General features: G+C 76.5%; 2 protein-coding genes. Both read left to right on the top strand.

The features are described 5' to 3' along the window. Positions 1 to 3,925: SDR family NAD(P)-dependent oxidoreductase (locus tag EV374_RS32200; RefSeq protein ID WP_132240934.1), on the top strand; the 3,925-nt coding region annotated here is incomplete at its 5' end. Between the two features lie 61 nt (positions 3,926 to 3,986). Then, the coding region (locus EV374_RS32195; protein ID WP_132240933.1) for a type I polyketide synthase at positions 3,987 to 14,862 on the top strand (10,876 nt) is incomplete at its 3' end.

The raw sequence follows: 14,862 nt of genomic DNA, 5'->3' as shown, positions 1-14,862 counted from the left end.
GAACCTCGCCACCGCCCACACGATCGGCCTGCCCGTAGACCTGAGCACGGTCCTCGCCGGGACCGACGTCGTGGCGCTGCCCACGTACGCCTTCGCGCACGGACGCTTCTGGCTGGACGCCCCCGCGCACCGGGTACGCGACGTCGGCTCCGCCGGCCTCCAGGACACCGACCACCCGCTGCTCAGCGCGGCCGTACCCGTCGCCGACGACCAGACGGTGGTGCTGACCGGACGGCTGTCGGTGCGTACCCACCCGTGGCTGGCCGACCACGCCGTCGGCGGGGCGGTGATCGTTCCCGGCACCGGGCTGGTCGACATGGTGGTCCGGGCCGGCGACGAGGTCGACGCCGGCCAGATCGGCGACCTGACGCTGATCAACCCGCTGGTGCTCCCGCCGGCCGGCGCGGTGCAGGTGCAGGTACGCGTGGGCCCGCCCGGCGACACCGGCGAGCGGAGCGTCACCGTGCACTCCCGCCCCGAGGAGGACGCCGGCGCCGAGTGGACCCGGCACGCCGAGGGCCTGCTGCTGGCGCAGCTGCCCGCCCCGATCGCCGTACCCGGGCAGTGGCCGCCGGCCGACGCCGTCGAGGTCGACGCCGACCTGGACGCCTGGTACGCGCAGATGGCCGAGGGCGGCCTCGGCTACGGCCCCGCCTTCCGTGGCCTGCGCCGGGTGTGGCGCGGCGACGGCGAGGTCTACGCCGAGGTGGCCCTGCCCGAGGAGGCGACCGCCGACGCGTCCCGCTTCGGCCTGCATCCGGCCCTGTTCGACGCGGCCCTCCAGGCCAGCGGGATCACCGCCCTGCTCGGCGACGCGGCGGACACCTCGGGGGCGGGCTGGATGCCGTTCGCCTTCCGCTCGGTCGCCCTGCACGCCCACGGCGCCACCCGGCTGCGGGCGCGGCTGCGGTCGCTCGGCCCGGACACCGTCGCGGTCACCCTCGCCGACACCGCCGGCCAGCCGGTCGCCACCGTCGAGTCGCTGACGTTCCGCCCGGTCGCCGCGGGCCGGGCCGACGAGGCCGCCGCCCTGCGCCGCACCTCGGTGTTCCACCTGGACTGGACGCCGCTGACGGGCACCGACGCGGCGGCCGGGGAGGCCCGCTGGGCGCTGCTCGGCGACGACACCCTCGGCCTCGCCGACGCGCTCGCCGCCGCCGGGCACCCGGTGCGGGCCCACGCCGACCTGGCAACGCTGGTCGCGGCGGTCGGGGAGTCCGGGGACGTACCCGATGTGGTGCTGGACCTGCGCTCCGGCGCGGAGACGGACCCGCAGCGGGCCGGCGAGGCCGCGCACGACGCGGCCCGAGACGCGCTCGCGCTGGTGCAGCAGTGGCTGGGCGAGCCCCGGCTGGAGCAGTCCCGGCTGGTGCTGCACACCCGGGGCGCGGTCGGCGCGGCCCCGGGCGAGGCCCCGCGCGACCTGGCCCGGGCGAGCCTGTGGGGGCTGGTGCGCTCCGCGCAGTCCGAGCACCCCGGCCGCTTCACGCTGCTCGACACCGACGACGCCGCCGCCTCCCTGGCGGCCGTCCCGGCGGCCGTCGCCTCCGGCGAGCCGCAGCTCGCGCTGCGCGACGGCGTGCCGCTGGTGCCCCGGCTGGCCCGGGCCCGCGACGCCGGGGTGCTGCCGCTGCCCGCCGACGAGGTGCCGTGGCGCCTCGACGTCACCGAGAAGGGCACGCTGGAGAACTTGGCCCTGCTGCCCGCCCCCGAGGTTTCCGGGGAGCTGCCGGCGGGCCACGTCCTGGTCGGGATGCGCGCCTCCGGGCTGAACTTCCGCGACGTGGTGCTGGCCCTCGGCATGGTCCCCGACCAGGAGGTGCTGGGCAACGAGGGCGCCGGCGTGGTGCTCGGCGTCGGGCCGGGGGTGACCGACCTCGCCCCCGGCGACCGGGTGCTGGGCATCTTCTCCGGCTCGTTCTCCTCGGCGGCGGTCACCGACCACAGGCTGCTCACCCGCATCCCCGACGGCTGGTCCTACACCGACGCCGCCGCCGTGCCCGTGGTCTTCCTGACCGCCTGGTACGGCCTGGTGGAGCTGGCCCGGCTGCGCGCCGGGGAGTCCGCGCTCGTCCACGCGGCGGCCGGCGGCGTCGGCATGGCCGCCGTGCAGATCGCCCGCCACCTCGGCGCGGAGGTCTACGGCACGGCCAGCCCCGGCAAGTGGCCGGCGTTGCGGGCCACCGGCTTCGACGACGCGCACCTCGCCTCCTCCCGCACCCTCGACTTCGCCGACGAGTTCGCCCACCGCACCGGCGGGCGGGGCGTCGACGTGGTGCTCAACGCCCTCAGCGGCGAGTACGTCGACGCGTCGCTGCGGCTGCTCGCCGACGGCGGCCGGTTCGTCGAGATGGGCAAGACCGACAAGCGGGACCCGCAGCGCGTCGCCGCCGACCACCCCGGAGTCAGCTACCAGGTCTTCGACCTCATCGAGGCCGGCCCGGCGAAGATCGGCGCGATGCTGGCCGAGCTGATGGCGCTCTTCGCCGCCGGTGCGCTGCGGCCTCTGCCCCGGCGCACCTGGGACGTCCGGCGCGCTCCCGAGGCGTTCCGCTTCCTCAGCCAGGCCCGGCACGTCGGCAAGCTCGCCCTGAGCGTCCCGCAGGCGCCCCGGCTCGACGGCACGGTCCTGGTCTCCGGGGCGACCGGCACCCTCGGCGCGCTGCTCTGCCGGCACCTGGTCACCGCGCACGACGCCCGGCAGCTGCTCCTCGTCAGCCGGCGCGGCCCGGACGCCGAGGGCGCCGACGAGCTGCTCGCCGACCTCAAGGCCCTCGGCGCGGACGTGTCGATCGTCGCCGCCGACCTGGCGGACCCGGACGCCGTGGCGGACGTGCTCTCCATGGTGGACCGGCGGCACCCCCTGCGCGCCGTCGTGCACGCCGCCGGCGTCCTCGACGACGCCACCGTCGAATCGCTCACCCCGGACCGCCTCGACGCGGTGCTGCGGCCCAAGGTCGACGTGGCCTGGAACCTGCACCGGGCCACCCTCGGCCACGAGCTGAGCGCGTTCGTGCTCTTCTCCGCCGCCGCCGGCGTGTTCGGCGGCCCCGGCCAGGGCAACTACGCCGCCGGCAACGCGTTCCTCGACGCCCTCGCCGAGCACCGGCGGGCCCTCGGCCTGCCGGCGGTCGCGCTGGCCTGGGGCCGCTGGGCGCAGGCCAGCGGCATGACGGGGCACCTCGACTCGGCCGACATCCGCCGGCTCGACCGGGGCGGCATGGCCGCGCTGTCCAACGAGGAGGGCCTCGCCCTGTTCGACGCGGCCTGGCGCTCCGAGCGGGCGACGCTGCTGCCCGCCAAGATCATCACCGGGGTGGCCGCGCCCGGTGCGCCCGTACACCCGCTGCTGGCGAACCTGGTCCGCGCCGCCGGCCGCCGGGCCGCGGCCGGCGAGGCCGCCGACGGGCAGGCGTACGCCGAGACGTTGCGTGCCCTGCCCGCCGACAAGCGGGTACGCGCCCTGCGCGACCTGGTGCTGGCGCACGTGGCGGTCGTCCTCGGCCACGGCGACCCGGCCGGCATCGAACCGACCCGGGCGTTCCGGGAACTCGGCTTCGACTCGCTCACCGCCGTCGAGCTGCGCAACCGGCTCGGCGCGGCCACCGGGCTGCGGCTGCCGGCGACGCTGGTCTTCGACAACCCGACGCCCGAGGCGCTCGCCACCCACCTGGCCGGCCAGTTCGCCCCGGCGACCCCGGCGGGCGAGGCGTCGACGGCCGGCCGGGAACTGGACCGGCTGGAGGCGGCGCTCGTCGGGCTCGACCCGACCGACGACGAGTTCCGCCGGATCACCGACCGGCTGCACGGCCTGCTGGGCCGGCTGACCGAGCGGCAGGCGGACGCGGACGGCGACGACGACCTGGAGTCGGCCACCGCCGAGAACATCTTCGACCTGATCGACCGCGAGCTGGAGACGTCGTGACCACCAGCCGCAACGACATCAGCCGCAACGACATCGGCATGCCGAGTGAGGTAGGTCCACGGTGAGCAACGAGGACGAGAAGTACGTCGAGTACCTGAAGCGTACGACCTCGGAGCTGCGGCGTACCCGGCGGCGGCTGCGCGAGCTGGAGACCCGGGACTCCGAGCCCATCGCCATCGTCGCGATGAGCTGCCGCTACCCGGGCGGGGTCGACAGTCCCGAGGCGCTGTGGCAGCTCGTGCACGACGGCGGCGACGGGATCGGGCCGTTCCCCGCCGACCGGGGCTGGGACCTGGAGAACCTCTTCCACCCCGACCCCGACCACCCGGGCACCAGCTACGTGCGCGAGGGCGGCTTCGTCTACTCCGCCGCCGACTTCGACGCCGACCTGTTCGGCATCTCGCCGCGCGAGGCCGTCGCCATGGACCCGCAGCAGCGGCTGCTGCTGGAGACCTCCTGGGAGGCGTTCGAGCGGGCCGGGCTGCCGCTGCCGGCGGTACGGGGCAGCCGTACCGGCGTCTTCGTCGGGGCGTCCTCGCACGGCTACGACGGCATGATGGCGCAGGCCGAGAACGGCGAGGGGCACCTGCTCACCGGCAACGCCACCAGCGTCATCTCCGGCCGCGTCGCGTACACCCTCGGGCTGGAGGGGCCGGCGGTCACCGTCGACACCGCCTGCTCGTCCTCGCTGGTCGCCGTCCACCTGGCCGCCCAGGCACTGCGCAACGGCGACTGCGAGCTGGCCCTGGCCGGCGGCGTGACGGTGATGCCCACCCCGGCGGTCTTCGTCGGCTTCAGCCGGCAGCGCGGCCTCGCCGCCGACGGCCGGTGCAAGGCGTTCGCCGCCGGCGCGGACGGCACCTCGTGGTCCGAGGGCATCGGCATGCTGCTGCTCACCCGGCTCTCCGACGCGCAGCGGCACGGCTACCCGGTGCTGGCCGTGGTGCGGGGCAGCGCCGTCAACCAGGACGGCGCGTCCAACGGGCTCAGCGCCCCGCACGGCCCGTCCCAGGTCCGCGTGATCCGCCAGGCCCTCGCCAACGCCCGGCTCACGCCCGAGCAGGTGGACGTTGTCGAGGCGCACGGCACCGGCACCCGGCTCGGCGACCCGATCGAGGCGCAGGCCCTGCTCACCACGTACGGGCAGGACCGCGACGAGGCCGCGCCGCTGCTGCTCGGGTCGGTCAAGTCGAACATCGGGCACACCCAGGCCGCCGCCGGCGTCGCCGGTGTGATCAAGATGGTGATGGCGATGCGGCACGGCGTCGTGCCGCCGACCCTGCACGTCGACGAGCCGTCCCCGCACATCGACTGGACCGCCGGGGCGGTCACCCTCACCACCGCCGCGACGCCGTGGCCGGCCGTGGACCGGCCGCGCCGGGCCGCCGTGTCGTCGTTCGGCGTCTCCGGCACCAACGCGCACACCATCATCGAGCAGGCCCCGGCTCCCGCTGAGACCGAGGCCGAGGCCGAGCCGACCGCGCCGGCGGCCCGCACCGTGGCCCCCGTGCTGCTCTCCGCCCGCTCCGACGCCGCACTCGCCGCGCAGGCCGGCCGCTGGGCCGCCCGCTTCGCCGCCGACGACACCCTGCGCCCGCTCGACGTGGCCTTCTCGTCGGTCACCTCCCGCTCCACCCTGGACCGGCGCGCCGTGGTCTCCGCGACCGGCCGCGACGACCTGCTCGCCGGGCTGCGCGCCCTCGCCGCCGGGGAACCGGCCGGCACCGTCGTGCTCGGCGCCGGGTCGCCGCGCGGCCAGCTCGCGGTGCTCTTCTCCGGCCAGGGCGCGCAGCGCGCCGGCATGGGCCGGGAGCTGTACGCCGAGTTCCCCGTCTTCGCCGCCGCCCTCGACGAGGCGTGCGGACACCTGGACCGGGCCCTGCCGCGCCCGCTGCGCGAGGTGCTCTTCGCCGCCGAGGGCTCGGCCGACGCCGAGCTGCTGGACCGGACGGTGTTCACGCAGGCCGGGCTGTTCGCCGTCGAGGTGGCGCTGTTCCGCCTCGTCGAGTCGTTCGGCATCGCCCCCGACCTGGTCGCCGGCCACTCGATCGGCGAGGTCACGGCCGCGCACGTGGCCGGGGTGCTGTCGCTGGAGCACGCGTGCGCGCTGGTGGCGGCGCGGGGCCGGCTGATGCAGGCGCTGCCGGAGGGCGGCGGGATGCTCGCCGTCGCGGCGGCCGAGGCCGACGTCCTCGCCACGCTCGACGGCCTGGCCGAGGTGGGGATCGCGGCGGTCAACGGGCCGACCTCGGTCGTGGTCTCCGGCGCCGTCGAGGCCCTGGCCGAGGTGGAGCGGCTCTGGAAGGAGCGGGGCGTACGCACGCGCCGGCTCACGGTCAGCCACGCGTTCCACAGCCCGCTGATGGAGCCGATGCTCGCCAGGTTCCGCGCGGTGCTCGACAAGCTCACCTTCGCCGCGCCGGCGCTGCCGGTGGTGTCGAACGTGACCGGCGCGCTCGCCGACGCCGACGAGATCCGCACCGCCGACTACTGGGTGCGCCACGTGCGGGAGGCCGTCCGCTTCGCCGACGGGGTCGCCGCGCTGCGCGCCGCCGGGGCGGACACGTTCCTGGAGGTCGGGCCGCGCAGCGTGCTGACCGCGATGGTCGGCGACGCCCTGCCGGACGGGGACGGCGTGCTCGCCGTGCCGGCGCAGCGCGGGGACCGGCCCGAGGCCCACGGGCTGCTGGCCGGGCTGGCTGAGCTGCACGTGCGCGGGGTGGCCGTCGACTGGCAGCTGTGGTTCGCCGACACCGGCGCGCGGCGGGTGGACCTGCCCACGTACGCGTTCCAGCACCAGCGCTACTGGCCCGAGATCGGCGGCACTGCCGCAGCGACCGCGCCGACCGACACGGCCGAGGGGGACTTCTGGGCGGCCGTGGAGCGCGGCGACCTGACCGGGGTCGCCGCCCACCTGGCCGTGCAGGACGACCCCGCGGCGGTCGAGGCCCTCGCCCCGGCCGTACCGGTGCTCTCGTCGTGGCGACGGGCCCGCCAGCGCGACGCCGTGGTGGACGGCTGGACGTACCGGGTCGAGTGGGAGCCCGTCCGCCCCGCCGCCGCGCCGGCGCTGACCGGCCGCTGGCTGGTCGTCACCGCCGACGCCGACGACGCCGGGGTGGCCGGGACGCTGACCGGCGCCGGCGCCCACGTCGACACCCTCACCGTCGCCCCCGGCGTCGACCGCGCCGAGCTGACCGGGCTGCTGCGCGGCCACGGCGACCAGGGCTGGGCCGGCGTGCTCTGCGTGCTGCCCGCGACCGACCGGGCGCTGCCGGACGCCCCGGCCGTCTCCGTCGGGGCCGCGCTGCTGCTCACCCTCACCCAGGCGCTCGCCGACGCCGGCCTGCCCGGCCGGCTCTGGTGCCTCACCCGGGGCGCCGTCCGCGTCGGCGGCGACACCCCCGCCGACCCGTGGCCCGCCCTGGCCTGGGGCCTGGGCCGGGTCGTCGCCCTCGAACAGCCCGACCGCTGGGGCGGCCTGGTCGACCTGCCCGCCCGCGCCGACCGGACCGCCGCCGACGCGCTGCTCGCCGTCCTCGCCGACGCCGGGCACGACCAGGTGGCGATCCGCCCGCAGGGCATCCTCGGCCGGCGCCTGGTGCCGGCCGCGCCGCCCGCCGGGTCGGGTTGGCGGCCCGCCGGGACGGTGCTGGTCACCGGTGGTACGGGTGCGCTGGGTCGGCACGTGGCCCGCTGGTTGCTGGCCAACGGGGCGGCCGAGGTGGTCCTCGCCTCGCGGCGGGGCCCGGCGGCGCCGGGCGCGGCCGAGCTGGTCGACGAGCTGGGCGCGGTACGGGTGGTGGCGTGCGACGTCACCGACCGGGCCGCCGTTGACGCCCTCGTGGCGGACCTGCCCGGGCTGACCGCCGTCGTGCACACCGCCGGCGTGGTCGACGACGGCGTCCTCGACGGGCTCGACCTGGGCCGGATGCAGGCCGTCCTCGACGGCAAGGTCCGCGCCGCCCGCGTGCTGCACGAGGCCACCGTCCACCGCGACCTCGACGCGTTCGTGCTCTTCTCCTCCCTCGCCGGGGTCATCGGCAGCGCCGGACAGGGCAACTACGCGGCGGCCAACGCCTACCTCGACGCGTTCGCGACCTGGCGACTCGACCAGGGCCTGCCCGCCACCGCCATCGCCTGGGGCGCCTGGGCCGAGGACGGCATGGCCGCCGCGCTGACCGCCCGGCTCGCCCGGGGCGGGGTCGACGCGCTCCCCGCCGCCGAGGCCGTCACCGCCCTCGGCCGGCTGGTCAACACCGCCGAGCCGGCCGTCACCGTCGCCGACGTCGACTGGGGCCGCCTCGCCGCCTCCTGGGGCCGCCCGACGCCACTGATCGCCGCCCTGCCCGGCGTGCCCGCCGTGCCCACCGGCCCCGCCCGCGCCATGGTCGTCGGCCGGTCCCTGCCGCAGCTCGCCGACCTCGTGCGCACCCAGGCCGCCGTCGTGCTCGGCTACCCGGCCGGCCAGCCGCTGCCCGAGCGCACCTTCCGCGACCTCGGCTTCGACTCGCTCACCGCCGTCGAGCTGCGCAACCGGCTCACCGCCGAGACCGGCATGACCCTGCCCGCCACGCTGGTCTTCGACCACCCCACGGTCGCCGAACTCGCCCCGCACCTGCACGGCCTCACCGCCGGGCACACCACCGGCGAGGTGGTCGCCGACGGCACCGGCCGCGACCGCGAGCCGATCGCCATCGTCGCGATGAGCTGCCGCTTCCCCGGCGGCGTCACCTCGCCCGAGCAGCTCTGGGACCTGCTGGCCACCGGCACCGACGCGCTGAGCCTGATGCCCGGCGAGCGCGGCTGGAACCTGGCCGAGCTGTACCACCCCGACCCCGAGCACCTCGGCACCAGCTACGTCCGCGAGGGCGGCTTCGTCGCCGGGGCCGGCGAGTTCGACCCGGCGTTCTTCGGCATCAGCCCCCGCGAGGCCCTCGCCATGGACCCGCAGCAGCGGCTGCTGCTGGAGGCCACCTGGGAGGCGTTCGAGCGGGCCCGGATCGACCCGACCGCGCTGCGCGGCAGCCGCACCGGCGTGTACGTCGGCACCAACGGCCAGGACTACGGCTCGTTGCTGATGGCCGCCGGGGACGTTGACGAGAACTACCTCGCCACCGGCACCTCCGCCAGCGTCATCTCCGGCCGGCTGGCGTACACCTTCGGGCTGCACGGCCCGGCCGTCACCGTCGACACCGCCTGCTCGTCGTCGCTGGTCGCGATGCACCTGGCCGCGCAGGCCCTCCGCACGGGCGAGTGCGACCTCGCCCTGGCCGGCGGCGCCACCGTGATGGCCACCCCCGGCATCTTCGTCGGCTTCTCCCGCCAGCGCGGCCTCGCCGCCGACGGCCGATGCAAGCCGTTCGCCGGGGCCGCCGACGGCACCGGCTGGGGCGAGGGCGTCGGCCTGCTGGTGCTCCAGCGCCTCTCCGACGCGCGCCGCGACGGCAACCCGGTCCTCGCCGTGCTGCGCGGCAGCGCCGTCAACCAGGACGGCGCCTCCAACGGCCTCACCGCCCCCAACGGCCCCGCCCAGCAGCGGGTGATCCGGCAGGCCCTCGCCAACGCCGGGCTCACCGCCGACCAGGTGGACGCCGTCGAGGCGCACGGCACCGGCACCACCCTCGGCGACCCGATCGAGGCGCAGGCGCTCATCGCCACGTACGGGCAGGACCGGCCCGCCGACCGGCCGCTCTGGCTCGGCTCGATCAAGTCGAACATCGGGCACACCCAGGCCGCCGCCGGCGTCGCCGGGGTGATGAAGATGGTCCTGGCCATGCGGCACGGGGTGCTGCCGCCCACCCTGCACGTGGACGAGCCCACCCCGCACGTCGACTGGAGCGCCGGCAGCGTCGAGCTGCTCACCTCCGCCCGGCCGTGGGAGCCGGCCGACGGCGTACGCCGCGCCGCCGTCTCCTCGTTCGGCATCAGCGGCACCAACGTGCACACCATCCTCGAACAGGCCCCCGCCGACGAGCCGGAGCCCGAGCCGGTGGCCGACGGGCCGACCGGGGAGCTGCCCTGGGTGCTCTCCGGGCGCACCGTCGACGCCCTCACCGCCCGCACCCGGGACCTGCTCGACCACCTCGACACCGTCGACGACGACGTCCTCGCCGACGTCGGCTGGTCGTTGGCCGCCACCCGCGCCGCCCACGACCACCGGGCCGTCGTCTTCGCCGCCGACCGCGACGAGCTGGCCGCGTCCCTCGACGCGCTCGCCGCCGGCCGGCCCACCCCGCAGACCGTCACCCGCGCCCCCGGCACGCCGGGCGAGGTCGCCTTCGTCTTCCCGGGCCAGGGCTCCCAGTGGGTCGGCATGGCCGCCGAACTGCTCGACACCGCCCCGGTCTTCGCGGAGAAGTTCGCCGCCTGCGCCGAGGCGTTGCGCCCGTACGTCGACTGGTCGCCGACCGACGTGGTGCGCGGCGCGCCCGACGCCCCGTCGCTGGAGCGCGTCGACGTCGTGCAGCCCACCCTGTTCGCGGTCAGCGTCTCGCTCGCCGCGCTCTGGGAGTCGTACGGGGTGCGCCCCTCCGCCGTCGTCGGCCACTCGCAGGGCGAGATCGCCGCCGCGCACGTCGCCGGCGGCCTCACCCTGGACGACGCGGCGGCCGTGGTGGCCCTGCGCAGCCGCATCATCGCCGGCATCGCCGGGGACGGCGGCATGGTCTCGGTCGCCACCACCGCCGACGAGGCCACCGCGACGATCACCCGCTGGGCCGGCCGGGTCGCCCTGGCCGCCGTCAACGGACCCACCTCCGTCGTGGTCTCCGGCGACAGCGCCGCCCTCGACGAGCTGGTCGCCCACTACGAGTCCCGCGAGGTGCGGGTGCGCCGCGTCCCCGTGGACTACGCCTCCCACTCCGCCCACGTCGAGCAGTTGCGCGAACAGCTCCTGGAACTGCTCGCCGGGCTGCGGCCGGCCACCGGCGAGGTCCGGTTCCGCTCCACCGTCGAGGGGGACTGGCTCGACACCGCCGCCCTCGACGCCGACTACTGGTACCGCAACCTGCGGCAGACCGTCCGCTTCGACGACGCGGTGCGCAGCCTCGTCGCCGCCGGCTACCAGACGTTCGTCGAGGTCAGCGCCCACCCGGTGCTGACCATGGCCGTGCAGGAGAGCGTCGAACTGGCCGCCGCCGACCCGGACGCGGTCACCGTCACCGGCAGCCTGCGCCGCGGCGAGGGCGGTCTCGGCCGCTTCCTGCGCGCCCTGGCCGAGGTCTGGACCGGTGGTACGGCGGTGGACTGGCGGCCCGCCTTCACCGGCCTCGCCGGACGCCGCCTCGACCTGCCCACGTACCCGTTCCAGCGGCAGCTCTTCTGGCCGCAGCCGTCCGCCGCGCCCGCCCCGGCCGCCGGCGTCGCGGGCCCGGTGCAGGACGACGAGGTCGACGCCCGGTTCTGGGCGGCAATCGAGGCGGAGGACCTGACCGCGCTCACCGCCGAACTCGCCAGCGCGACCGAGTCGGAGCCCGTGCCGGACGCCGCGTTCGCGGACGTGCTGCCGGTCCTCGCCGCCTGGCGTCGCCGGCACCGCGACCAGGCGACCGTGGACTCGTGGCGGTACCGGGACAGCTGGACACCCGTCGCCGGCGACGCCGCCGGCGAGCCCGCCGTCACCGGCACCTGGTGGCTGCTCACCGGCCCCGACGACACCGGCGCTGCCGAGGCCGCCTTCTGCGCCGAGGCCGTGCGGCGGCACGGCGGCACCGTCGTACCGCTGGAGCTGGACGCCGACCGCACGGACCGCGCGGCGCTCGCCGCCCGGCTGCGCGACCTCGCCGACGGCGGCACGCCCGCCGGGATCCTGTCGCTGCTGCCGCTCGACGAGACGCCCGCCCCGGCGCACCCGTCGGTGCCGGTCGGCTTCGCCGGCACCGTGACCCTGGTGCAGGCGCTCGGCGACGCCGGCGTCCGCGCGCCGCTGTGGTGCCTCACGCGGGGTGCCGTGGCCACCGGCCCGGCCGACCCGCTGCCGCACCCGCTCCAGCAGCTCACCTGGGGCTTCGGCCGGGTCGCCGCACTCGAGCACCCGGACCGCTGGGGCGGCCTCGTCGACCTCCCCGACGAGCTCGACGACGCGGCCGGCCGCCGGCTGGTCCGCGTCCTCGCCGGCGCCGACGGGGAGGACCAGGTCGCGCTGCGGTGGGCCGGCGCGTTCGGCCGGCGACTGCTGCACGCCCCGCTCGGCGACGCCCCCGCACCGCGCACCTGGCGGCCCTCCGGCACCGCCCTGGTCACCGGCGGCACCGGCGCGCTCGGCGGACACATGGCCCGCTGGCTCGCCGCCAACGGCGCCGCGCACCTGGTGCTGGTCAGCCGGCGCGGCCGGCAGGCCGAGGGCATCGCCGACCTCGAGGCCGAGCTGGTCGCACTGGGCGCCCGGGTCACCGTCGCCGCCTGCGACGCCGCCGACCGGTCGGCGCTCGCCGCCGTCCTCGCCGACCTGCCGCCCGAGCACCCGCTGACCACCGTCGTGCACACCGCCGCCGTCCTCGACGACTCGGTGATCAACTCGCTCACCCTGGAGCAGGTCGACTACGCGCTCAGCGCGAAGGTCACCACCGCGCTGAACCTGCACGAGCTGACCCGCGAGCTGGACCTCGACGCGTTCATCCTGTTCTCCTCGATGGCCGGCACCGTCGGCAGCTCCGGCGTGGGCAACTACGCCCCCGGCAACGCGTTCCTCAACGCCCTCGCCGAGCACCGGCGGGCCCTCGGCCTGCCCGCCACCTCCATCGGCTGGGGCGCCTGGGGCGGCGGCGGCATGGCCGACGGCGAGTTCGGCCGGATGCTGCACCGCCACGGCGCACCCGAGATGCCCCCGCGCCTCGCCGTCGCGGCCCTGCACCAGGCCGTCGAGCACGACGAGACCTTCCTGACCATCTCGAACATCGCCTGGGACCGGTTCTTCGTCGCGTTCACCGCCACCCGGCCCGGTCCGCTGATCTCGGAGATTCCCGAGGCACAGCGGTTGCAGGCCACCAAGGGCCTCGCCGAGGCGAAGGAGACCGACGAGGCCGGCCCCGCCGGCGCGTTCACCCGGATGAGCGCCGCCGAGCGCCAGCAGGCGCTGCTCGACCTGGTCCGCGACCAGGCGGCCATGGTCCTCAAGTACGCCGACGGCCAGGCCGTCGATCCGCACCACGCGTTCCGGGACCTCGGCTTCGACTCGGTGACGGCGGTGGAGCTGCGCAACCGGCTCGCCACCGCCACCTCGCTGCGGCTGCCGGTGACCCTGGTCTTCGACTACCCGTCGCCGACCGCGCTCGCCCGGCACCTGCACGAGGAGCTGGGCGGCGAGGCGGCCGTGGCCGTCGAGGCCGCCCCGGTCACGCTCGGCGACGACGAGCCGGTGGCCATCGTCGCCATGTCCTGCCGCTTCCCGGGCGGGGCGAACGACCCCGAGCGGTTCTGGCAGATGCTGCACGCCGGCCGTGACGCCGTGTCCGACCTACCCGGCGATCGGGGTTGGGACGTCGAGCGGCTCTACGACCCCGACCCCTATTCCACCGGCACCTCCTACGTCCGCAGCGGCGCCTTCCTCTACGAGGCGGCGGAGTTTGATGCCGGTTTCTTCGGGATTTCCCCCCGCGAGGCGTTGGCCATGGATCCGCAGCAGCGGTTGCTGCTGGAGGTTTCGTGGGAGGCGGTCGAGCGGGCAGGGGTTGAGCCTGGGGTCCTTCGGGGTTCGCGAACAGGGGTGTTCGTGGGCACGAATGGTCAGGACTATGGGGCCCTGCTGATGGTGGCGGGGGACGAGGTGGAGGGCTTCGCGGGCACGGGCAACGCCGCGAGTGTGGTGTCGGGTCGGGTGGCGTACGCGTTGGGGTTGGAGGGGCCGGCGGTGTCGGTGGACACGGCGTGTTCGTCGTCGTTGGTGGCGTTGCACCTGGCGGTGCAGTCGCTGCGGCGCGGCGAGTGCGACCTCGCCCTCGCCGGCGGCGTGACCGTGATGTCGACCCCCGGGCTGTTCGTGGAGTTCTCCCGGCAGCGTGGGCTGGCCGCCGACGGCCGGTGCAAGGCGTTCGCCGCGGGCGCCGACGGCACGGGCTGGGGCGAGGGCGTCGGCATGCTGCTCGTCGAGCGGCTGTCGGACGCCCGGCGCAACGGCCACGAGGTGCTGGCGATCGTGCGGGGCAGCGCGGTCAACCAGGACGGTGCCTCCAACGGGCTGACCGCCCCGAACGGTCCCTCGCAGCAGCGGGTGATCCGGCAGGCCCTCGCGTCGGCGCGGCTCTCCACGGCCGACGTGGACGTGGTCGAGGCGCACGGCACCGGCACGACGCTGGGTGACCCGATCGAGGCGCAGGCCCTGCTGGCCACGTACGGGCAGGAGCGCGAAGCGCCACTGCTGCTCGGGTCGGTCAAGTCGAACATCGGCCACACCCAGGCCGCCGCCGGCGTCGCCGGCGTGATCAAGATGGTGCTGGCGATGCGCGAGGGCGTGGTCCCCGCGACGCTGCACGTGGACGAGCCGTCCCCGCACATCGACTGGAACTCCGGCGCCGTCGAGCTGGCGATCGAGTCGCGGCCGTGGCCGGCCGTGAACCGGGCGCGCCGGTCGGCGGTCTCCTCGTTCGGCATCTCCGGCACGAACGCCCACGTCATCATCGAACTGCCCGAGGACCTCCCCGCCGAGAGCGCGGAACCCGACGGCGAGGCCGCCGAGGGCCGCAGCCCGGGGCTCGTGGCCTCCGACGTCGTCGTCTGGGCGGTGTCGGGGCGGTCGAAGGGCGCGCTGGCCGGTCAGGCCGCCCGCCTGGCCCAGCACGTCCGCGCGCACGCCGACCTCGACGCGGCGGCGGTGGGCTGGTCCCTGGCGACGACCCGGTCGACGTTCGACCAGCGGGCCGCCGTCGTCGGGTCGAGCCTGGAGGAGCTGCTGGCGGGGCTGGACGCCCTGGCCTCCGGGGCGCCGGCCGGGAACGTCG

Source organism: Micromonospora sp. CNZ303 (genome assembly GCF_004345505.1).
Note: the sequence above shows the minus strand (reverse complement) of the source record. Positions and strands in the feature narration are given on the sequence as shown.